Source organism: Sulfolobus sp. A20 (assembly GCF_001719125.1).
Classification (GTDB): domain Archaea; phylum Thermoproteota; class Thermoprotei_A; order Sulfolobales; family Sulfolobaceae; genus Saccharolobus.
In genome coordinates this window covers 1,135,044-1,158,562 of sequence record NZ_CP017006.1, presented here as the reverse complement: position 1 = coordinate 1,158,562, position 23,519 = coordinate 1,135,044, and the positions used below count along the sequence as shown (strand labels likewise).

At 34.2% G+C, this 23,519-nt stretch carries 20 protein-coding genes; 10 read left to right on the top strand and 10 right to left on the bottom strand.

Annotated features, from left to right (window positions below):
• Positions 1-336: 336 nt before the first annotated feature.
• On the bottom strand, positions 337-1,188 hold the full coding sequence (locus tag BFU36_RS06370; RefSeq protein ID WP_231961262.1) for a sulfite exporter TauE/SafE family protein: 852 nt from the start codon (positions 1,186-1,188) through the stop codon (positions 337-339).
• A gap of 51 nt (positions 1,189-1,239) precedes the next feature.
• Here BFU36_RS06370 and BFU36_RS06365 point away from each other — a divergent pair, with 51 nt between their 5' ends.
• Positions 1,240-2,826, top strand: coding sequence for a thiamine pyrophosphate-binding protein (locus tag BFU36_RS06365; protein WP_069282771.1), 1,587 nt, complete (start codon positions 1,240-1,242; stop codon positions 2,824-2,826).
• Between the two features lie 36 nt (positions 2,827-2,862).
• Positions 2,863-3,996, top strand: coding sequence for a DNA double-strand break repair nuclease NurA (locus tag BFU36_RS06360; RefSeq protein ID WP_069282770.1), 1,134 nt, complete (start codon positions 2,863-2,865; stop codon positions 3,994-3,996).
• 2 nt (positions 3,997-3,998) lie between these two features.
• Here BFU36_RS06360 and BFU36_RS06355 read toward each other — a convergent pair whose 3' ends face one another.
• Positions 3,999-5,819 (bottom strand): ATP-binding protein, encoded by a 1,821-nt coding sequence (locus tag BFU36_RS06355; protein ID WP_069282769.1) that lies wholly within the window; start codon positions 5,817-5,819, stop codon positions 3,999-4,001.
• 51 nt (positions 5,820-5,870) lie between these two features.
• On the opposite strand from BFU36_RS06355, the gene BFU36_RS06350 reads away from it, so the two are divergent.
• Together BFU36_RS06350 and BFU36_RS06345 are read left to right on the top strand one after the other, a co-directional pair.
• A complete protein-coding gene (locus tag BFU36_RS06350) occupies positions 5,871-6,803 on the top strand; it encodes a fumarylacetoacetate hydrolase family protein (protein WP_069282768.1) in 933 nt (310 codons plus the stop codon).
• Positions 6,804-7,093: 290 nt separating this feature from the next.
• Entirely contained in the window at positions 7,094-7,852 is a 759-nt protein-coding gene (locus BFU36_RS06345; RefSeq protein ID WP_069282767.1) for a ZIP family metal transporter, read from the top strand.
• Positions 7,853-8,140: 288 nt separating this feature from the next.
• On the opposite strand, the gene BFU36_RS06340 is transcribed toward BFU36_RS06345, so the two are convergent.
• Positions 8,141-8,728 carry a haloacid dehalogenase type II gene (locus tag BFU36_RS06340; RefSeq protein ID WP_069282766.1) on the bottom strand — a complete coding sequence of 196 codons (588 nt, stop codon included), beginning with the start codon at positions 8,726-8,728 and terminating at the stop codon, positions 8,141-8,143.
• 275 nt (positions 8,729-9,003) lie between these two features.
• Between BFU36_RS06340 and treH2 the strand changes: the two genes are divergently transcribed.
• Both treH2 and BFU36_RS06330 read left to right on the top strand, forming a co-directional pair.
• On the top strand, positions 9,004-10,752 hold the full coding sequence (treH2, locus tag BFU36_RS06335; RefSeq protein ID WP_069282765.1) for an alpha,alpha-trehalase TreH2: 1,749 nt from the start codon (positions 9,004-9,006) through the stop codon (positions 10,750-10,752).
• Positions 10,749-11,294, top strand: a complete 546-nt coding sequence (locus tag BFU36_RS06330) for a hypothetical protein (RefSeq protein WP_069282764.1) — start codon at positions 10,749-10,751, stop codon at positions 11,292-11,294. Before treH2 ends, BFU36_RS06330 begins: the two co-directional genes overlap by 4 nt.
• A gap of 275 nt (positions 11,295-11,569) precedes the next feature.
• Here the strand turns inward: BFU36_RS06330 and BFU36_RS06325 are convergent, their stop codons facing one another.
• A complete protein-coding gene (locus BFU36_RS06325) occupies positions 11,570-12,016 on the bottom strand; it encodes an alanyl-tRNA editing protein AlaX (protein ID WP_069282763.1) in 447 nt (148 codons plus the stop codon).
• Between the two features lie 637 nt (positions 12,017-12,653).
• Between BFU36_RS06325 and araD the strand changes: the two genes are divergently transcribed.
• Together araD and BFU36_RS06315 are read left to right on the top strand one after the other, a co-directional pair.
• On the top strand, positions 12,654-13,775 hold the full coding sequence (gene araD, locus BFU36_RS06320) for an arabinonate dehydratase (protein WP_069282762.1): 1,122 nt from the start codon (positions 12,654-12,656) through the stop codon (positions 13,773-13,775).
• Positions 13,776-13,905: 130 nt separating this feature from the next.
• The gene (locus BFU36_RS06315; protein WP_069282761.1) at positions 13,906-15,864 is read left to right on the top strand and encodes a Sip1-related alpha-galactosidase; all 1,959 of its coding nucleotides are present in this window, start codon (positions 13,906-13,908) and stop codon (positions 15,862-15,864) included.
• Here BFU36_RS06315 and BFU36_RS06310 read toward each other — a convergent pair.
• Entirely contained in the window at positions 15,861-17,081 is a 1,221-nt protein-coding gene (locus BFU36_RS06310; RefSeq protein ID WP_069282760.1) for an HD domain-containing protein, read from the bottom strand. The two genes, BFU36_RS06315 and BFU36_RS06310, sit on opposite strands and share 4 nt — an antisense overlap.
• Before the next feature lie 633 nt (positions 17,082-17,714).
• Between BFU36_RS06310 and BFU36_RS06305 the strand changes: the two genes are divergently transcribed.
• Positions 17,715-18,164, top strand: coding sequence for a hypothetical protein (locus BFU36_RS06305; protein WP_069282759.1), 450 nt, complete (start codon positions 17,715-17,717; stop codon positions 18,162-18,164).
• A 643-nt stretch (positions 18,165-18,807) separates the two neighbouring features.
• Here the strand turns inward: BFU36_RS06305 and BFU36_RS06300 are convergent.
• Both BFU36_RS06300 and BFU36_RS06295 read right to left on the bottom strand, forming a co-directional pair.
• The gene (locus BFU36_RS06300) at positions 18,808-19,959 is read right to left on the bottom strand and encodes an LUD domain-containing protein (RefSeq protein WP_069282758.1); all 1,152 of its coding nucleotides are present in this window, start codon (positions 19,957-19,959) and stop codon (positions 18,808-18,810) included.
• Complete coding sequence (locus tag BFU36_RS06295; RefSeq protein ID WP_069282757.1) at positions 19,952-20,845, bottom strand: (Fe-S)-binding protein; 894 nt, start codon at positions 20,843-20,845, stop codon at positions 19,952-19,954. The genes BFU36_RS06300 and BFU36_RS06295 overlap by 8 nt, the downstream gene beginning before the upstream one ends.
• Positions 20,846-20,909: 64 nt before the next feature.
• On the opposite strand from BFU36_RS06295, the gene BFU36_RS06290 reads away from it, so the two are divergent.
• Positions 20,910-21,539: an MBL fold metallo-hydrolase gene (locus BFU36_RS06290; protein ID WP_069282756.1), complete on the top strand. Its 630-nt coding sequence runs from the start codon at positions 20,910-20,912 to the stop codon at positions 21,537-21,539.
• 7 nt (positions 21,540-21,546) lie between these two features.
• On the opposite strand, the gene BFU36_RS06285 is transcribed toward BFU36_RS06290, so the two are convergent.
• The 3 genes from BFU36_RS06285 to BFU36_RS06275 are packed head-to-tail and all read right to left on the bottom strand — an operon-like array spanning position 21,547 to position 23,487.
• A complete protein-coding gene (locus tag BFU36_RS06285) occupies positions 21,547-21,834 on the bottom strand; it encodes a hypothetical protein (protein WP_231961261.1) in 288 nt (95 codons plus the stop codon).
• Positions 21,815-22,294, bottom strand: a complete 480-nt coding sequence (locus tag BFU36_RS06280) for a MaoC family dehydratase (protein ID WP_069282755.1) — start codon at positions 22,292-22,294, stop codon at positions 21,815-21,817. Before BFU36_RS06280 ends, BFU36_RS06285 begins: the two co-directional genes overlap by 20 nt.
• Positions 22,295-22,326: 32 nt before the next feature.
• On the bottom strand, positions 22,327-23,487 hold the full coding sequence (locus tag BFU36_RS06275; protein WP_069282754.1) for a CaiB/BaiF CoA-transferase family protein: 1,161 nt from the start codon (positions 23,485-23,487) through the stop codon (positions 22,327-22,329).
• Positions 23,488-23,519: the final 32 nt, after the last annotated feature.

Genomic DNA, 23,519 nt, shown 5'->3' with positions numbered 1-23,519 from the left:
TCAACCTTAGCTATAACTTTACTCCCTATTTATTCGTTTAACAAATATAAAATAAATTTAAACACTAATGTGTAGAAGAGACATGGCGTAATAGCAGTTAGCTAGCTAAAATACAAAATATGGTGAAATATTTTAATTTGTATATAATGACATTAGTAATAGATTGTGACAAAAAGAGGAAAGCCTTTAGGCGGAGAAGAAGGTCAGATATGCGAATAATAGTCACAATAGTTAGCCGATATTAAATTAACGCTTTATCCAAGGGAGTTCGACTTCCATACTGAAGATCCGCAAAGAACCAGAAGTGATCTAATTCTTACTTGTGTTTTAAATGAGTTAAATTATTCTTAGAATTTCGGTTATAGAAACGATAAGAAAAACACTACCTAAAAGTATATATATCAATAAAGGACTTAGTTTGTTTGCTAATCTCGCAAAGAAATACCCTGAAGTTAGTGAAGATAATCCTATAACTACAGATGCCATTAAATCAACTTGATTTGCAGAAATATAAGCAAACATACCACTTATTGCTGATAAAAACATTGACAAGGTAGCCGTTCCTATCATTCTCTTTACATCTATTGAAAACAAGAGCATCATAATTGCAATAAATATAATACCACCACTAGCACCTATAGTTCCAGTAACTATTCCAGTTAAAATGCTAAGTAAAAACGCTAAAACATAATTTTTTATTCTAATCGCCTTATTACTCACTTTATTAGTGTTTTTATCATCTCCTTTTGACCTCTTGAATGAGACGTAAGACATGTATGAAGTGAAGATTGTGAAAGCGATTTCTAAATACCTATCGGGTGTAGCAAATGCTATAGCTGAACCAAATTGAGCACCTATAACTGCACCTAATCCGAGTAACAAAGCTATTCTTAAATCAACGTTTTTATACTTGAAGTACGTGAACACTACAGAAGTAGTAGTTATCACGTCAATGGTCAGACTAGAGCCTATTGCTTGTTTAAAGGTTAATCCTAATAAGGTTAATGTTGGAACTACTATTAATACTCCACTGGCACCAGTTATTCCAGTTAGAGCACCTACTGTGATTCCAATGATTATGAGGACGTAAATTGGTAACGACATAACTACTATTAATTGTAATATGAAGTTGAAAATACTTTCCTTCAGTTGAAAGATAATGACCTTGGTCCATGATACATTTTTCATCATAGTGTTCTTTGACGTAATGGTTATTATGGTCCTTTCATATATAGATTTATGAATACTGGGGAACTTCTCGTAGAAGCAATCTCAACCCAAGTAGAAGACATATTTGGAATACCCGGTACTCACGGTCTCTCTCTATATGAAGGTATAAGGAAGAAGGTGGAAAAGAAGGAGCTCAAATTCTATATGCCTAGGTTAGAGTATGGAGGCAGCATTATGGCTGACTATTATGCTAGAGTTAAAGGGAATGTTGGAGTGTTCCTTTCCGTAAACGGTCCAGGCTTCACCAACTCTCTAACCGGTCTAGCTGAGGCATACTCTGAGGGTTCTCCACTAGTGTTAATTTCTCTAAATAAAGAATTTAAGTTCAGAGATAGGAGACAACTTCATGATATGGGTTACTTCGACGCCCAAATCGAAATGGCTAAACAAATAACTAAAGCCACGTTCAGAATATACTCACCCAACGACGTACCTCGAGTTGTAGAAAAAGCGTTTAGAATAGCCTTGGAAGATAAGATGGGACCAGTTTACGTGGAAGTACCAGTAGACGTACTAGAGGAAAATAGTGAGATAGAGTGGACTAAGTTCAATAAGGTAAATAGAACACTAGTTAGACCATCAAAAGAAGAAATTAAAGAAGCTATTGACATCTTGAATTCGTGTTCCAGACCAGTCTTATTATTAGGATATGGAGCATCTAGATCTAGTCTTTTAAAGTATATAGAGGAGTTTAGCATACCAGTATTCACCACTATAAGAGGCAAGGGAAGTATCCCTGAAAATCATCCTTTGTTCGCTGGGACTATTTTTGAGGTAAAAGAAATTCCCGGAGACTGTCTGATAGCTTTAGGGACTTCATTTAATGACTTAGAAACCCATAGATGGAGCGTGAAATTACCCCAGAAAATAATTCATGTTGACGTAGATGTAAACGAGTTTGACAACTCTTACAAAGCTATCCTTAAGATAAAAGCTAGTGCTGAAGCCTTTTTAGAGGAGATCCTAGAAAGAGTTAGATTTCCCAAGTGGAGTGTTGATAAGGAAAAAATTAAGGTATATCATGAAAGCTCAACTGATAACATTACCCACGATGATTTGGCTAAAGTTTTGGATTCGGAACTAAGTGAAGATAGAATAATAATAACTGATGCTGGAACTAATCAAGTCATGGCTATGATGATTAAAGTATATAAGCCGAATTCATACTTTAATTCTCTCATATTTAACGCCATGGGCTCAGCTATTCCTGCCTCTATAGGTGCCAAAATTGCTTCACCAGATAGGCAAGTAGTTGCTATAATAGGTGATTTAGGCTTCCAATCATGCTTTAATGAGCTGATTACAGCAGTTGAAAATAACATCAACTTTTTGACTGTCTTAGTTAAGGATGGTGTGCAACACTTCCTAAGAATGAATCAAACTATGAGATTTGGTAAAACTTTTGCAACTAATGTCTTTTCAATTGATTATGCTAAGGTTGCCGAGGGCATCGGTGTAGAAGTGTTTAAAGCTGATAATAAAAGTGACTTAAAAGAACGAGTAGATGAAGCTATTAGGTCTTCATATAAAAAACCTACTCTCCTAATAGTCAATATTACTCCTACTAGCATACCTAGCATTTTATTGTCTAGATAAGTTATTTTTTTATATTCTGCACTCAAAATATATATAATGCTATCTCAATACGAATTAAAGAAAAAACTGCAGAGTGTAGTGCTAAAATTGAGCAAAGCTAAATTAAACTTACCTCCTATTGACAATTACCCTAACGTAGTTGAGGCTGTAGATTTTGAAACTGGTGTAGAATTACTTGATGAAAAAGATCCCATAAAAATTCTTAGACGTCCTCAGAATAAGGACTATAGAATAGCGTCAATAGACTCCTCGAGTAGATACTTGAGAGACGCATCAATCAATATGGTTTTGGTCGGTGCAGCTTCATATAGTAACGTTAAAGGTAAGAAGTTAGGTCCTTACAACGTATTAACACCCTTCTTAGGGATAAGTACTTATAAGGACATTTTAGTCAACTTTCAAAATGAGGCTGGAATAAGGATTAAAAACTTCGTTAATGAATATTTTGGTGAAGATTATAAAATAGATGACATGGCTGATGAATTAAGGGTAGAATCAGAGAACTTAATGCTAAAAGAGACAATTAATAGCCATGATTTAGTAGTTCTAGATGGACCACTATACCCTACCCCTTTAGAGCTAAGTACTATAAATTTAAGCAACTCTTCTAGATATAGTCATCAAAAGGCTTACGCTAAACTCGTAGAAGATAGAATAAGTCTGTTAAAAGATAACATAATAGGAGTGGTTAAGAGACTGGAAAACTCGTACAAGCTAGGTAAGATAGAAGCAATTTCTAGGATACTCAATAAAGACGTAAAAGGACAGAAAGATCCAGATATTCTAAAGCTAATAGATCTAAAGTTATGCAAGGATAAGCCTTATTGTCTCGTTGGTCCAATTAAATTAACCTTTAGTTCCCAGATAATATCTAACGCGCCCGATAGATATGTATATTACCTAATAGTTAAAAACCTAGTAGGTATGACATCATTCTTTAGGATAGAAAGTATAAGAATTGATGCCCTAGAGAATTATACTCCTTACATAATATCTAGGATCTCTGAGAGGCTAATTCCTACATATATAGAATTAGCTGATAACTTGTCAAAAAGAGTTTCGTCTTCCCTCTTCATATTGGCGTACGAGATAGCTTCCAGATATCTCAGCATAATTCATGATGATAAACTGGAATACTATAATGAACTTAAAAATATTACAATAACCTAACATTATTTTATTAATGTTCTAATTATAACATCTGAGAATTTTGTAGATCTAACTACTGCAACCCCGGGTGGTGCTACCTGGAGAACATCAACATAATCCTCAAAGCCTAACTTCTTAAGAATCGATACGTCATTTCTCATGACTATTTTAGTGTTTGTTAGTTGTATAATTAAATTGTTTAAGTCCTCCGGAGTATGAGTAGCTAATATCACCCCTAAATTTCTCACCCTACCTAACCTCATGAGTCTATTTATCAAACCCTCGACTATCTCCTTAGAAGCCTCTACCCTATTAGTTTGAGGGAAGTACTCGTGAGCCTCATCCATTATTAGTAACGTGAGAGATGAGGATTTGCCAGCTTTGTACAGCTTATCCTTCCAGTTGTAAAGATCAGAAAGTATCTTATACGATAATGTAGCCAGAGCTTGTGGAGATTCAGAAAAATCTAATACCCATGATAAATCAACAACAATTTTGTTAGATGACAAATGAGTAGAACTTAAGGTGAAAGCGCCTTTAACATTAAATATTCCGCTTTCCCTTAAGGCTCTAAGAACTCTATGTATTGCATCTTTCGTTTGTCTTGCTAAATCTAACTCTTCTAAAACTTCTTCAAATATTTTATTTACTTTTATTGTAATTAACTCATTACCAATGTCTACATAATCTTTCTTTAATGTTCTTAATTTGTAAATATTTTCAAGCTTTAAATCTAAGTAAAGTAAATTATCTGGCTCTAGTCTATTAAATACGTCTTCTTTTAACTTTTCAATCACATCTTTATTAGTCACATCCTTCAGAACATTCATAGCAGTGTTTAACTTTTCAGAGAATTTCCTCGTGATAGCGTCCCAGGCCGTTATGGAAGCTTCTGACATATAAGGTGCTATTTTATATAAGGTAGAGAATACATCTCCAAACTTTATTGTAAAAGGTATCAAGTGAAGTATTTTGCCCTTGCAGTCAACTAATATCTCCTCGTTATCTCTTACATCAGTCTCTGTTGGGAAACTGCATCCATACCTCCTAGCGAATTCTTCGCCATAAACTAAAGGTAATTCTGAAGTTATCACATTCTCGACCATTTGTTTAGTGACTGGCATTATGACCGTGAATTCTCCTAATTTATCCATACTATATCTTACAAAGTCTCCTTGTCTGTCGAATACTACAACATTTGACTTAGGATCCCCTACAATTGTCTTAAGTAAGGTGGTTTTACCAGAACCAGTAGTTCCTATTAATAAGACGTGATGTCTAAGTATCTCCTCATCTAATATTACCTTAGTACCCTCTAACTCCTCTCCTCCAGAGTATATTTTCCCAATATTTATGCCATCTCGCGGTATTCTTAAAATCTCTTCTAAAACTTCAGCTTTAGGCTTTATCACTGGTGATTGAGGGTCTACAGGGGATACAGCAGGTCTTATTACACTTCTCTCCAAATCCTTTTCGGCAATTGGCTCAATTTCAATAAAAGTATCAGTCATAATAGTAGCTGGATCGTGTGGATAGGAAGTTATCTCCTTTATTCTCAATTGTGCTAACATATCTGACCTTGCAATACTTACAACTCTACCGATAATTAGTACCGGATGAATTATAGTCCTTATCCCTAAATATTCATCCATCTTTATATAACTTTTTACGTAATCTTCAAAATTTATGTCTACTCCAATATAATTCCTTTCTCCAACTTTTACTGTCTCATACCTAGTTACTCTTCCTACAATATTATTATTAGCTGATAAATTTTTAGCATCTTCTTCTGCTTTTACAACCTTCTCCCTAATTTCACTAATTAGCTTCTCTTCCTCTTCCATTAATAGGAATATATAACATGATTTATATAAAACTATAAGCTAAGGATACTTATGAAGTTATTATTGTTTTCTCCGTCTAAAGGTGAGTATAAGAGAGTTGGGGTGTATAGAAACGGTAAAATCATCGACTTAGTTAAGGCATACGAGTTAACTTTTGATGCTAATCCCCCAAATTGGTTTTATGATACGAAAGATTTGATAGAAGGTGGAGAAGGAGCATTAGAATTAATCAAATTAACGTTAAACAGTTTTGATAAAATTAATAATAAATCAGTTGCAGAATATGATCCAAATTCAATAATTTATTATCCTCCTATAACTAACCCAGAAAAGATACTCCTTTTGGCTGTGAACTATAGGGCTCATGGAAAGGAGACCAACCATAGCCCTCCAAAGGAGCCTTACTTATTTACAAAATTTAATAACACATTAGTCGGTCATAACCAACAAGTCTTAATTCCAAAAGCATCCCAAAAGGTTGATTACGAAATAGAACTGGCAGTAATAATAGGTAAAAAAGGTAAATACGTGAATAAAAGCGATGCTATGAAATATATTTTCGGTTATACGATATTAAATGACATAAGTTTTAGGGATAAACAATTTCCATCAGAGAACCCTTATGGTATGAGATGGGTTCACGGAAAAGGAATGGACACTGCGTGCCCATTAGGTCCATGGATTGTCACAAGAGATGAAATGGATAACATTTACAATTCTAAGCTAACTCTAAAGGTTAACGGAGAAATTAGACAACAAGCTTATGCGGAAGAAATGATATTTAAGATAGATGAGATAATAGAATATGTAACTAATGGGATAACCATAAAGCCTGGAGATATAATTTCAACCGGTACACCCTCGGGTGTAGGACATGTTATGGGAAAATATTTAAAACACGGTGATGTAGTTGAGGCTGAAATAAGCAGTATTGGAGTACTCAGAAATTTCATGATAGATGAAGAAAAACAATCAATCAGTTAAGTAACATTTAATTTAGAACATTTTTTGGTATAAGTCCAAATTTTATTCCTATGTGATAAAAACACGAATAGAATAATACATAATTTTAAAATTCAGTTATATTTTCTTTGTATAAACATAATGAAGTAGATTTTATCCTACATCGAGGCACGAAAATTTAACGATTTAAAGAAAGACGTAGTTTACAGCGTGGACTATGTTATGATTTTGTCATTATGATTCAAAAATCCCTTATTTATAAGAGAAAGGTTTTTAAGTCACTTTTTACAATTACGACAAGGCGAAAAGAAATGAATCTTTTCCCAGTTATCTTAGGAATTATTGCAGGGTCTACTGTTGCTTTAGGGTCAATACTAATATCTAAATTGAGACCAAACAAGGTAGTTATGGGATATCTAGGCGCTTTTACCGGAGGTATACTCTCCTATTTAGCCTTAGATACTGGATCAACTGCTGAGGAAATAGTTACTAACTTCTTAACTTCTAAAGATTATTTCGATTTTATTATAGGAATAGTACTTACATCATTTGGTTTATTTGGAACTTGGATTATTTTAAGTTACATGGAGAAAAAGGAGGATGTTTCCAGTGTTCCAATTGTGATCGCTTCCGGCTTAGGTATTCATAACATAGGGGAAGGTTTTGCTATCGCAGCTGCTCTACTATCTGGTTCCGTTTCATCAGCTTTAGCCTTCACTATTGGTTTTGCCTTTCATAACGCCACTGAAGGAATAGCAATATCCTCCCCAACCATGATGTATAAAAAGGTTATGAAGTTGAAAAGTTTAATAGCATTATCAATGATAGCTGGCCTACCTACTACACTCGGTGCTTCAGTTTACTACATAGGAATTGCGAATGAATTATTCCTAGCCGTTTTAAATGTTATAGCATCTGCCTCCCTCGTATTCGTAATGATCAAGGTAAATATAACATCAGCCTCATTATTGGGAGGATTTAGAAGTAAGTTCTGGACTTGGCTATTTATAGGAATAGCTGTAACTTACTCGTTAGAGAGCATATTAACATACCTTGGAATGCCGTCATGAATACCTTATTATCATATGAATTGATAAGTTTTTGGATTTATATATAATAGATACAGAATAATACTTTAAAGGTAGTATAAAGTAATCACTTACAAAGTGAGGAAAGCTTTGCCCTTTAGGGCGGGGATAAAAGTATTTAAAGCTAATTCTATATGCTGAAGGAAGGAGTTCTCTGAGCCTCTAGACCTCCACTCAAATGAGAATTGATGAGGGAAATTCCCTAAGGGGAAGGAAGTCAGGCAAGTTCCTAATCCTAATATTTTTCCTTAGCTAAGAAAGATTTAACAATCATAGGAGTTCCCTTAAGGTCTTTATTAACCTTATTTTACCTCCTATATCTATCTCCTCAAAATTCAATCCATACCTATTCAAATATATTGTTTCTAGTCCTGCGTTATGAGCTCCAGCAATATCCCATGGATTTGAGGATATGAATATTGCCCCTTTTACTAGTTCATATACTTCCTTAGCTGGTTTATACTTTTTAACTCTCTCGCAAGAAATAATCTCATCAAAGTAATTTATTAAACCAGAATTTGTTAATAGTTCTCTTACCATCCACTCATCACCGTTTGTTAGCGCTACCTTCTTATCTTTTATCTTGGGTAAAGCCTCTATTGCATCGTCAAAAGGCTTTAACTTTAGCCACGCCTTCATAGCCTCATCTATGTTTATAGATAGTCCGTATTTCTTCATAATATACATTAACGCCTTTTTTGTTATATCCCAAAAACTCTCATATTTTCCCATCATTGTAGTAAGCCAAGTGTACTCTAATTGCTTTCTTCTCCACTCCGAAATTAATTGTTGATTATTCCTAAATATTTGTATATTATCAACATCAAATAATGTACCGTATATATCAAAGGCATACATTGTATTACTTATGTTTCTTATTTATTTAAGCGATTATGAATTCGATGCCAAATTTACCTTCTTTTCAAAGTTATACTAAACAACGAGGAGTGATAAAAGGTTTATTCTTATTTGATGAAGATTGTTAAAGAATATGCTTAATTTTCTTCCCGTTATAAATGTCAAGGGTGTTCCTTTTTCATTTGTGATTGAACAACTTATTATCATTTACTATGTCTTTCGAAATTCATTATAATTGGATAACATTTTAAGGTGAATCTCTCTTCTTACTATTTGTGATAAAGTATTACGAATTTCTCTCCAACGGAATAACGTCAGCCCTAATAAAAGAAGGTAGTGTTGAATGGCTACCTTTACCCAGATTTGATTCTCCATCAATCTTTACTAGAATGTTAGACGAAGAGAGAGGTGGATATTTTTCAATTAAGCCCATCGATAACTATGAAATAGAATTTGAAGACTACTTTGGAAATACGTTAATTCTAAGAACTGTTTTCAAAACTAATAAAGGGAAAGCAGAAGTAATAGACTTCTTACCCCTTTCTTTATCAGGTATAATAAGGATATATGATTCGGAAATTGATATGAAGCTCGAGGTTAAACCTTTCTTTGAGTATGGATTAATTTCTCCATCTATAATAAAAGCTAAGAGAGGAATAATTTTCAAAAATCCTAAAAGTAAGGAGGGTATTGAAATATTAATAGGAGGAGAACATGAAAAATTGGATAACACAGAATTCGTCCTAAAGAAAGGTAAGGGATATGTATATTTATTATATTCTAAAGATCTGAGGTACGGTCTATTCAGCAATAAGGGGTTCGTTTACTCGGAACCGTATGAGGCATTAAAAAAGGCGATAAGATATTGGGAGAGGAGAGTAGAGAGAGCTAAAAAGGTAAGCGTATATAAAGAAGCCTATTATAGATCCTTGTTGGTACTATTGGGACTAATTTATGAACCCTCAGGTGGTATTATCGCATCTCCTACCACGTCTTTACCAGAAATTGTAGGGGGGTCCAGAAATTGGGATTATAGGTATGTATGGGTTAGGGACGCTTCTTATTCAGCTGAAGCATTAATAAAGGCAAGCTTACTGGTTAAGGCTAGAGATATTATTAGCTTCTTAACATCTATGATAGATCCATCATCTAAAAGCTTTGACCATCCACTTTACACCGTAGATGGTACTGCTCCTCCTGCCGAAGAGATACTAGATTGGCTTGAGGGGCATGAAGGCTCTTTCCCAGTGAGAGTAGGAAACGCAGCTTACATGCAGATACAAATGGATGTTGAAGGTACTTATATGAACGCTTTATATGAGTACTTCAAAGAAAATCATGACATACAATACATTTATGAAAACTGGTGGGCAATAGAAGCAATAGCTGAATGGACCAAGAAGAGTTGGAAGATGAAGAGCACTGATCTGTGGGAACAGAGAGGAGTCGAGGAACATTTTACCCATACTAAGGTTATGAATTGGGTAGCCATGGATAGGGCTAGTAAGTTGGCTAAGGAATTAAATTATAATAATGAGGCGGAGGAGTGGAGAAGTATAGCTGAAGAAATAAGGAAAGATATCTTAGAAAATGGTTATAATCAAAAATTAGGATATTTCACGAGACATTATGGAAGTGATGACGTCGATTCTGCTTTGTTAACTCTTCCTCTATACGGTTTCATAGACCCTAATGATCGCAGATTCTTAAATACGCTAAGCGCAATTGAGAAAGAATTAACAGTAAGTGAAGGGCTACTATTAAGGTATAAGAATGATTTCCTAGGTAACGTTAAGAATCCGTTTACTCTAGTTTCCACCTGGTTAGCAAGAGTTTATATAAGACTAAATCAACTTGAAAAGGCTAAGAGAGTTATAGAGAAATTGATTAACTGTTCCACCACTTCATACTTATTAGCTGAACATCTTGAGGCTAATACTTGTAAGCCAAGAGGTAACTTCCCTCAAGCTTTTCCCCACGCTGGTCTAGTTATGGCTATACTTGAATTGGAGGAGAGAATGTGAATAGGATAAGACAACTAATAAAAGAGGCAATAGAGGAGATAGAGGTATATAATTCCTGGCTCTCGTCATACTATTTACTTAAGTATATAGAATCCGATGCAGAGAAACTTTGCAAAGTTGGGGAAATAAACTACGATGTAACATTAGATTCGCTCATATTCTTTACAATATATTTAAATGGAAAAAGTATCGACAAAACAAGACTTTTCTCACTTTCCTTCCTAGTGTATGACTTACTATCTAACAAAGGGTTTAAGGTTCAAGACCCATTATTTCAAATAAGATGGAATAAGAGGTACTTCATATTTAGTCCTAGGATAAATGACCATTTAGAGGTTATAAGGAAAAAAGGCTTAGTCTTGAAGAAGAATGAATACTATTTAACCGACATAAGTTTTAGGGAGGCTCTTGGAATATACGATAAGTTAAGTTCAAGGGATAAAAATGATTTACAAGACCTTGTAAAGAAGTTTAAGTCATTAAGGAAGATTAAGGATATTAAGACTTTCATAAGGAATTACCTAGCTGGAAGGAACATTTAAAATAACGAAGATAATTTTAATCATTAAATTCCATTTATTTACTTTTCATTATATTAAGGTAATAAAATTATTATTCAAACATATATAGCTAGATAGCTTAGAGAAAAACAGTAAATGCCTTACTAGAAAATGATACAGTTAAAAGATCTCAGCATAAGATATTTTTAATGTTCTAGGGTCAAAGTAAGTGCTAGAAGGTAGAAAAGCCTTCTGAAATTATTAGATATATTCAATTAAAATTTTTAAAGCTATTAATAAAAATGATAATTGAGCTATTAGACCTTTAGATTAAATGCTATCTCAAGCAACATCTTTGAATTTCTGTATCTCCAATGATCTTCTATTATTTCGCCTATCTCTCCTGTAGTTTTAGTATGGTTTTTATTACAAGCATTGATGTTCCAAGAAGGTATGACGACAATATATAATTCCTTCACCTCATTAGGTATAGGGAAAAGGTCGTAAATCTCATCCCCATACTTCTTTTCAGCATCTTGCCTAGATAGTACTTCAACTAATATCTGAACGTTCTCTTTAACCTTCTCATTTGCTAATTTGAAGATTTCTCTAATTTCCTCTTCAGTAGGCTTTCTCTCAAATTTGACTGTCAACCTACCATGATTATCCTTAACGTATACACTAGCTGTCCATTTAGCCCCTAAAACCTTTCTGACAGCTCCTTTGACAACGTGGAGAGCAGTATGCGTTCTTACTTCAATCACATAATAAATTTAAATGAGAAGTTAATAAGCAATAGTCTTTAGGGGCTGGTACTAAGAGACATATCTGACAAAGGAAAGACGAGCCTCGTCCTTTAGGGCGAGGAGGAGGTCAGTTTCCTCTATTCCCTAAAAGAGGAGGGTTCCAATATGGCGTCTTATTAGTTTCTCTCTTCGATTCAGGAATACATCTCTCATATGAGGGGCAGTTAAAAAGCTCAGACAACCCTTCCCATGTGCGTGTAGAATTGATTTTTTAGACTCTTTGCCATTGCTACTCTGCGAGGCTTTCCTCACTTTGTAATAAACAGACTGGTTAGAAAAGGAATAAAAGCTAATTTGGGCTTGAATAACTAAATTGCATGAATTTCTTATTTTTATAAAATCAAAAGTATTAAGTCATGATTGGTTTATCCTCTCGATAAGACATTTAACGTTATAAGATTACTATTACCCATATCTGAAGAGCAATTTATATTCAAGGTATTATAGAAGCAAGAAGGATGAAGTATTGGAACTTAATTTATATCTGACTTCCTCCCCTACCTAAAGGGCGAGGTTTTCATCACTTTGTAAGTACGACTTATTTGTTAATTTGTTAAGATTCTCATTTATAAGGCTTAATGAAATTACTAAAATTATGATAAGAGATATAAGAGTATATAAATTATGTTACGAGGGAATAAATGATGAAAGAGACGCTTTAGCTGTAAAAGCATTAGCGGAACATCCTATGGAAATAGTGGTAACAGAAATTGAAACTTCAGATGGTTATGTAGGTTACGGTGAGTCTTTAGCTTATGGTTGCTCAGACGCAGTAAAAACTCTTATAGAAAAAACGCTAAAGCCACTCCTTATCAGTCAAGACGAGGAGTTAATAGAGTATTTATGGGACCTAATGTATAAAGCTACGCTAAGATTTGGGAGAAGAGGAATAGCTATAGCGGGAATAAGTGGAATTGACACAGCACTATGGGATATTATGGGTAAAAAAGCTAAGATGCCCATCTATAAGTTGCTAGGGGGTTACAAAAAGAAAGTAAAGGCCTATATTACTGGTGGATACTATTCGGAGAAGAAAGATATAGAGAGATTAAAAGATGAGGAAGCGTATTACGTGAAAATGGGATTTAAGGGAATCAAAGTGAAGATAGGAGGAAAAAGTATGGAGGAAGACCTTGAGAGATTGAAGAGCGTGAGGGAGGTTGTAGGAGATAATGTAAAGATCGCTGTAGACGCTAACAACGTTTACACTTTTGATGAAGCATTAAAAATGGGAAGAGAGCTGGAGAAATTAGGAATTTGGTTCTTCGAGGAGCCTATACAGACCGACTATTTAGATTTAAGTGCTAGATTAGCTGATGCTTTAGAGGTTCCTATAGCTGGTTATGAAACTGCATACACTCGGTGGGAATTTTATGAGATAATGAGAAAAAGAGCAGTAGATATAGTCCAGACAGATGTGATGTGGACTGGTGGAATCTCTGAGATGATGAAAATTGGAAACATGGCTAAAGTGCTGGGATATCCTTTAATACCACACTATTCAGCAGGAGGAATTTCGTTAATAGCTAATTTACACGTAGCTTCAGCATTAGGTACAGAGTGGATAGAGATGCATTTAAGGAAGAATGATCTAAGAGACAAGATCTTCAAGGAACAAATAGAAATAGATAACGGTCACTTAGTTGTTCCAGATAGACCCGGATTAGGATACACAATAAGGGATAGCGTTTTCGAAAATTATAAATGTAGGGAATAATTCTTTTTTTTAACAAAATGAGGAAAGTCTAACCCTTAAGGGTAAGGAGGAAGTCGGCTCATTCTAATTACCAGGTTAGTGATTATCGAAACCAATAATATATTAAGAGGTAAGACTAACTTTTGATGTTATGATAATATGGCTAAATGACGAGAACGGAAGAAAATATAAGTGTAACAGCGATGGAAACTGTGAAAATATAGGATTAGTTAAATTATATAACGAAAGTTACGATCAAGGACAATTATTAAGTATAGAGGCTACATCACTGATTAAGTTATCAAAATTCCCCTTTGAAATTGAACTGGATATGAAGCCTGAAGAGGTTTTATCTTTCACTTCAATCCAAATTTACTCAGAAACTTATGGCAAGGCTTTCACTTATTATAATCAATTAGGTATAGATATGGAACCAATTACTGAACCACCTAAAGAATTGAAAATGAGCGTTAAGAGCTTAGAACACGAAAGTTACATTAGAACTTATCCGTGTTGGCTTTATCCAGTATTTGGAAAAATTCTAGATTTCACAGTATTTGCATTAGTCAAGAGTAATGAGAAATTTTATGGGATATTAACGCTTTCAAACAATTACGTAATGTCTTACCTTAGTGAAAACGGTAAGGTAAAAATTTACACTGGATATAATACTGATAAGATTGAGAAAAGTTACTTTTTATCTATAGGAATTTCTGAGAATCCGTACGATGCTATAAGCTCTTCATTCAGAATCGCTTCAAAAATTATCAATACTTTTAGACTAAGAAAAGAAAAGCAGGCTCCTAAGATATTGAGAGGACTCGGTTGGTGTACTTGGAACGCATTCCTTACCAAAGACCTAAATGAGCAAAATATTATAAAGACTGTAAAGGGAATACTTGACAGAGGAATAAGGATAGAATGGGTTATAATTGATGATGGATGGCAAGATCAGAATACTGATAGAGCACTTAAGAGTTTAGACCCTTCTCCCGATAAATTCCCAAGAGGATTTAAACCATTGATAGAATTGCTAAAGAAAGAACTAGGAATACAATATGTTGGAATATGGCACACGATCAACGGGCATTGGGGAGGGTTAACGGAAGATTTTCTAAAGAAAAATAAGCTAAGAGGCTATTTCAGCAAATTCATTAATTCCTTCGTACCTCCACATTCCTTGGAAGATGCTATAGATTTTTATAGAAAATTTGAAGCATATTTTGTAAACCAAGGTTTCGACTTCGTTAAAGTAGATAACCAGTGGATAATTCATGCGTTATATGACGACTTACCTATCAGTAAAGTTAGTAAAAATATTCAAACTGGCTTACAAGTGGCATTAGGTAACGATATTCTGAACTGTATGTCAATGACCGCTGAGAACTTCTGTAACTATTTTTACAGCAACTTAATGAGGAACTCTATCGACTATGTGCCTTTCTGGAAAGATGGAGTAAAACTTCATGTATTATTCAATGCTTATAACTCATTAATCACTTCTCAAATAGCTTACCCAGATTACGATATGTTTATCTCTTATGATCCATACGCTAAGGTTCATCTACTAGCTCGTATATTTAGTGGAGGTCCAATTTATATAACAGACAGAAACCCAGAGAAAACTAATATAGAACTGTTGAAAAAGGTACAATTACCAGACGGGGAAATCATTAGAGTAGAAGAACCAGCAACTATTACTGCGGACCTATTATTTAAAAATCCATTAGAAGATAAGGTTCTCTTAAAATTGGTGGGAAGGGTAAATGGGTATAAGACTATTGCGTTCTTTAACTTAAATACTAGTTACGTTGAAGAAAGTTATGAGGAAATTAGTAAAGACGAGTTGTATTATAAGGTATTTTCTGGAGAGTTAGGTAAGGGAAGGCTTAAAATAGGTCTAAATGAACTTGAGACTGAGGTAGTAATAATTTTACCGAAAAACAGATCTGTGATAGGATTAAAAGAATACATATTACCTCCAGCTAGTATCAAAGTTATTGATGAGAAAACAGTCATCCCTAAGGATAATGGTTCATTATTATATATCAAGGATAATGGGTTAAAGGAAATTAGGGTAAAGAAGGATGAGATAATAAGTATTAACTAACAGTTCTTTAATAAATTGTTTATTCTTTCTAGCTTATTTTCAACGCTCTCGTGATAGCCTATGACACCTTTTTTAATACTCCTCAGAGAACTGATTATATTTGATACATTACTTAATGGTTTTATCTCATCATCTTGATATACAAATATTTCATCCTCTGAATATGGCACGTCGTAGAAATCATGATACAAAATTAACCCTTTAGAGTCTCTCATGACTTCATTGATCTCCTTTCTATTATCTTCAAAAAACTTATAACAACTATCAACAACGTCCTTCTTCACTCTCTTAAATCCTCTTCTATTTACTATACCGTCATAAAACTCTTTACCACTTTCCCTAATTTTTGATAGGATTAAGAAGTCATTTAGTTCAATATAGTTCTCCGGATCTATTTTAGGTATCAAATCTTTTTCTATCAATCTTGATATCGCATGAGATAAGATAGCATTGTAAAGCCCAACAACACTGTGAAAATATATTGTCTGATACATATACATTCTGGATAATAAAAATTGTTCAATTACGGGAATTGCTTTTTTCATCGCAACTAATCTGTCGTTAACATACATTAAGGATCTCTTGAGCCTCTCCAAATCTATATTACCGTAACCCACTCCTGCAAAATAAGAGTCCCTTGGCAAATAATCACTTCTATCGGCGTCAATTGCACTAGAAATTATTGATGATGCAAATTTTTCCTCTCTAGTTTTCGGAGTAGATAGGATAACTCTTTGTATAAAATTTACGGAATTAAAGTTTTTAAACAATTTATCTATTATGTGAGATAAATAAGTATCTATGACTCTACTCCCAAGTATGACATGAGTCTTCTTACCATAATATTCAACATCTAAACCATATACCTCCTTAGAAATGGAAAGGGCGTTCTCAAAAGTATGAGAAAATGGCAAGTGCCCAATATCATGTAATAGTCCGGCTACAGAAACAAGGTCTATGAACTCATCATCTTCTAAGAAGTCAAGTGATTCTATTCCTTCTGAGTTAATTTTAATATATCGAATGAATTCTTTAACTAAATACATTACTCCTAAACTATGTTCAAAACGTGTATGTCTCATACCAGGATAGACGAGATAGGCAAGACCCGTTTGGGAGATATGCCTTAACCTTTGGAAAATGTCCGTAGATATGATCTGTAAAATTTTATCACTTATTTCAATATATCCATGTATTGGATCCCTTATAATCTTCATAAAAATATTTTCAGATATAAGTTTTTAAATTCTTACTCAATCAACTTATGTACGAATATAACGGCGTTATTAAGGTATAGGTTAAGTTTAACTTATATAGGGCGTTAGGGAATTGAATATGACACATGGCCTCTAATTTTCTATATAAATGACTGCAGTGGACTCAGTCGTCTTGAAACACTTAACCTGCTCAATGAACCACTATTACAAAATGAGGAAAGCCTCGCTCTTCAAGGCAGGGAGGAAATCAACTAATCAAGATTGAAGCGCTTAAAATATAATGAGTTATTATTTCCTCCTCAAATATAGATCCTTGAATTTAAGCCGTGAAACTGAAGTTGATCACATCGGTATAAGATTAATTACCGAACAACAAGAGGTATGCAAGTATAGAGAATATGATATGCTTCAAAATAAAACTCTTCCGGAGAGGGAAAGTATCACAACTAATGAGGAGATTAACGATACGCAAGCCATGATTATAACTAAATTCAAATTATTATCCATTTTATTCATCTCTCATCTTTTCATTTTAAACACGTAATAAATGGTTAATTTTGAATTGTTTCTTATTCTTCCCTTTTCTACGTTATATTGAAAAACTTTTTATGGTTAGACTATATTGGTTAAAATATGAACAAGATTCTGATAATAGTTGGTATATTGCTATTAATTTTAGGGATAGTATTATTCTTCTCAGATAGCTTTTTACTCGCTCATTCAATTAACCATTCTTTTCATTTCACAACAGTATATCTTACTCCAGGGGAAACCTACAATATTACCATTAATAAGGTAACAGTGTTTATGTACAATTCTACCATGCCCCTAACCTTTTATGGATCCTCATTGACAATCTTATCTGGTTCCTCAGAGCATGGATTTAATACACTTATCCTTGAACCTACTACTACTCCCGGAATACTGCATATACATAATAATAATACTGCAACTGTAATTATGTCTTACAATATTATACGGATATCCTCGTCATTCATCACGTCTGGGCTAATAATTCTTGGATCGATAATTTTAGGAATAATAGGACTAATAATATTAGTAATAGGAATAATAAAAAGATAGAAGTTCGAAACTAGATTTTTGCGTATAATGTTTATATTGCTGGTAATATTCTAGCGTTAAACCATTACTCATGGTTCATTAATGACTTGAATTATTACGGTTCACATGAGCATTATTGCTTCTGTCAACTTTAAAAGAGTTTATACTATGGGTCTTAGGTACTAACTTCATTATATATTCACCAACCGAAAATTTATTTAATATATACTATTTAATTCATTATTAGTCATCCCAATAGAGAGATTTTGTGGTTATGATATCTAGCTTTCAATCTTCTATTTAATTCTGTCTTCCTCATAATTCTCTCAAGGAGAAATGCGTTAAAAGGGAATAAATGTTATACCTATTCGACAAAGAAGATTAAAATTATTATATAAAAGGAGTTCCTTCTTAGTTTATGATTTATTAGTTCAGTCTTTGAATAACTGACTTCCTCCTCGCTCTAAGGGACGTGCTTTTCCTTAGGCGTCTTATTAGTTTCCCTCTTGATTCGGGACTACATCTCTCATATGAGGGGCAGTTAAAAAGCTCAGACAATCCCTCCCATCTGCGTGTAGAATTGATTTTTTTAGACTCTTTGCCATTTCTACTCTGCGAGGTTTTTCTTACCTTATAAAATAAAAAACGTAAAACTTCAATTTCATTATTGCTTGGTTCCATTTGTATAATACTTATGTTTTAGGTATTCTAAAACTTTAGGTATATTAATCTTCATCGGACAAACTTCCCTACAATTACCAGCATGGGTGCACATTAATGAGGGTTTATAGTCATTGTAGACTACCCCACTCCACATAGCTCCCATTGGTCCGGAATAAGGAGGGTCTCCCCATTTACCATCTAGAACCCTATAGACCGGACAGTGAAAATGGCATCTACCACATCTAATGCATAATAGGGCTTCCCTTAATACATTATCCTCATTGGCTTTTCTCCTTCCGTTATCTACTAGCACAAGATGAAACTCTTTGGGACCGTGGGCCGGGGAAACTCTTTTTTGCTCTACATCTCCAGTTGATGAAGGACCTGATGTGACGTTAATGTAAGTTGGGGGATACAAACCAGCGTAAGCTGCTTGAACTAAAGCCTCGTATAACGCATATTCTAAATTTGGTAAAATCTTTTCTACGCCAGTAATTGAGATGTGAACAGGTGGAACTACACTGGTCATTCTAATGTTACCTTCATTTTCTACCAGCACGATTGAGCCCGAGTCTGCAGCCACAGCGTTAGCACCCGTAATACCTATATCAGCAGTCAGGAATTTCTGCCTTAAGAATTCCCTTGCCACTTTTACTATATCTTCATGCTTATCTCCGGGGTCAATGTTTAATTTTTCCTTTATCAATTCCCTTATTCTCTCCCTAGTCATATGAACAGCTGGGGCTATGATGTGAGATGGAGGTTCGTCTGCAAATTGTATTAACAGCTCACCTAAATCAGTCTCCCATACCTCATTATCTAACGATTGTAAATATTTCCTTAAGCCTACTTCATAAGCAACCATTGACTTGCCTAAAACTATTCTCTTCTTCGAGCCTACAATCTTTCCTACTATTTCTCTAGCTTGTTCTGCATTCTCAGCAAAATACGCTTTTCCGCCTATCTTCTCTACTGCTTTTATAGTCATATCTATGTAATGATCTAAGTTACTTAGCACTTCCAATTTCCCTTCTCTAACTTTTCTAGCCAAATCCTCTAAATACGGGTGTTCCCTCAGCACTTTAAATACTCTAGGTATGTTGTGTTCTACTCCTCTTTTTATTGCAATGTCCCAGTCCTTGTTATTACTCAATTTTTACCACCTCCGCGAAATCATAAGCTTCAACATAAGGTGAAAGGTTAGCGTAACAGAAGGGACATGCTAAAAGGACCTTGTTGTGAACATTTTTTAATGCTTCTGCTCGATTTCTCGCTATTTTATCACTTACGTCCTTATTTATAGGTGCTAATGGTCCACCACAACACATGGAAGTTTCCTTACCAGTAACCATCTCATCCTCCTTTAGCTCTATCCCACTACCCTTGATTACTTCTCTTATCGTATCCCTCATTCCCAGAAATCTAGAGTATAGGCATGAGTCGTGGAATACATAAGTTCCCTCTGCCTTTGCTCCTTTTATAAGCTCGTAATAATTTACGATATTAACGTTCCATGAAGGATTTAATTCCTTAATTCTATATAGTGTATAATGAGTATGAGGATCTACAGTTATTATTTTCTTAACACCCCTAGCCACAAAAAAGTTAACCAGTTTTTCAGCGTACTGCTTAAATTCATCAAGCATTCCTAACTCAAGCAAAATTGTGCCACTATAAGGTTCATCTTCATAATAACTGAAATCTACGCCAGAATTCTTTAGGAGATATGCAATGTTCCTTAATATCTTATTTGCCCTTTCATTTCTAGGCTTATAAAATGCTTTAGCAAATGACGAAAATCTCTCGATTCCCTTAAATCTTGCTAGACTAGGTAATATGTCGTCAAATTTTTTGCCTAATTCTGCTAACTGATAAGAACAACCGGTAAAGAGTACTACCTCTGATAAACCTTTTTTAATGTTCATGCCATTTGCCCATTCTGAACATACGCTTCTGTTTACTGGAAAAGGCATATAGTCTTCCATTAAGAACTTAGTAACAGTTCTCTTGATAAAATTTAAAAGCTCGTTATCTATCATTAAAAATCATTTATTCTACGCATATAATAAGTTTTTATCCTAACGTGTATATATTATTTAATGTATGATTGTAAAAAACTTTATTACTGGTCCTCTAGCGACTAATTCGTACTTATTAATTAGTGAGAACGAGGGGGTAATTATTGATGCAGGGGGAGACATGAAGGAAGTATTAGATTTTATAAGAAATAATAAGGTTAAATTAAGATATATAATTGCTACACATGGACATTTTGACCATGTGATGGGAATAAATGAGATAAAGAGGGAATTCCCTTCTTCTATGTTCTTGATAAACGAAAGAGACCTTGGATTAGTTAAAAGAGCTAGTACTATGGCATCGTCTTATCTTAACCTTATGATATCTGATATTATAAATCCTGATGGATTCATTAAAGAGGGAGACGAGATAAACGTTGGTAACAGAAAGTTAAAGATCATTGAAACACCAGGGCATACAATGGGTAGTATTTGCATATTGGCAAATGGTTACATTTTTACTGGTGATACGCTGTTTTACGGAACCGTTGGAAGAACAGATATAGGAGGGTCTGAAAAGCTACTGAGGGATAGCTTGGAGAGGTTAAAGAAATTACCTGATGAACTAATTGTTTATCCCGGTCACGGACCTTTTACTATATTGGGGTATGAAAAAATTAAGAATCCTTTCCTCACTATCGACATATTACCTTAACTATCAACTATCCTAGATTTTCTAACTTACTCTCTAAATCATCTAAGATAATCGAGAACCTCTTAGCTGCTCTTTCATCATCAATAGATCGAATCATATCCCTTATTTCGTCCAATAGTTGTCTAGCTTCTTCGCACTCATCACATTCTAAATTACCGCAGTTTAGACATCTATCAACCATTCTCTCTGCCTTATCTAACATCCTTCTAACTTCTCTCTCCACGATAAGTAAATTGTTACTAAGATTTATATCTTTGATTGATAGAGATCTGTATTTAGCTTTTCCAAACTCCATTTCTCTTTCTTACCATAAATATTCTATCAAATTCAATCACCTTTTCTCCCTTTTGATTATATCCCCATGTTTTTATTTTAACTATACCAAAGCCTGGTCTACTTTTCGACTCTCTCACTTCTGAAACTTCGGCTTCACCATAAATTGTATCCCCAGCGAAAACGGGATGAAGAAATTTCACGTTTTCAATACCTAACATAAATCCGTTTTGACTAGTTTGTTCAACTAATAAACCAGCAACTATAGATAAGGTCAAGAATCCATTAACAACTAGCCTGCCATTAAACGGTTCCCCTGGAAAATATTTCTCAGTATAGTCCTTATTAAAGTGTATTTGATTACTATTGTTTGTTAGTAAAGTGAACCATATGTTATCTACATCGGTTATAGTTCTACCTACCTTACTTTTGAACTTTTGACCAACCTTAAAGTCTTCAAAAAATGGACCCTCTGAACTCACGATATTTATAAAATGAATAAATCAATAAAAATTTATTTATTACCTTCTTTGTCATAAACTCCTATAACGTCACTTTTCACAAATTCTTGAATATCTTCTCTAGTATAACCTAATTCTAATAAAATCTCTTCAGTGTGCTCTCCTAACCTTGGAGCTCTATTTTTATGACCTAAAGATATATTGTCCGATTTCACAGGAAATCCAACATATTTCAGATTACTCTCCTCATATACTAGAGCATTTCCAAAGTTTTGAAAAGCCTCAGCTAAATTTAATATTGGTGCAACCGGAACATCAGCATCACTTAATAACTTTACCCAATACTCCCTCGTATTAGTTCGAAATATGGCTTGTAGTTCCTTCACAATGTATTCCTTGTTTTCTAGTCTTCTTGATAGACTATCGAACTTGCATAAATCTTCCCTATTTAACGCCTTGCATAATCTAGTATATTGTTCATCGGTGAAAATTGCTACATATATGAAACCATTACTCGTTTCAAACGCTTGATAAGGAACTAGATATCTATGGGAAGATCCCATCCTTTTAGGTAATAGTCCGGTATTAAGGAACATATAGGCGTCCTCTAACATTAAGTAGAATTGAGTATAAATCATTGGAATGTCCAGAAATGCTGGACCTCCTTTATGTAAAGCCCATAATAGTGTAATTGTAGCCATCAAAGCAGTAGTTATATCTGATATTGATGTAGCAAACTTGGCTGGAGGACCTTTTTCTTCTCCAGTCATATCCATTAATCCACTTAATGCCAGTATTGTAGCGTCGTATGCAGGCTTATCTGCTTGATCTGAAAAGTTACCAAAACCAGTTATTGAACAGTAGATTATTTTATTATTTACTAACTTCACGTTGTGATAGTCTACTCTTAGTCTTTTGAGAGCTGATGGTCTATAATTTGTTATAATTGCGTCAGCTGATTTGACTAGCCTCTTAAATATCTCATATCCTTTGTCGCTCTTTAAGTTAATTGCAATACTTCTCTTACCCCTGTTAGTGCTGGCAAAATAAACTCCTACCCCATTAATCTCTGGTTTAACCTTTCTCCTATCATCTCCGGTTAGAGGTTCAACCTTTATTACATCAATACCTAAATCAGCCAATATTTGCCCAACTAGAGGGGCGGAAATGTTATTCCCTAGCTCTAGAATTCTAAAATTTTTTACCGTTGACATTTAACTTATATGTCTCTAATGTGAGCTTAAAA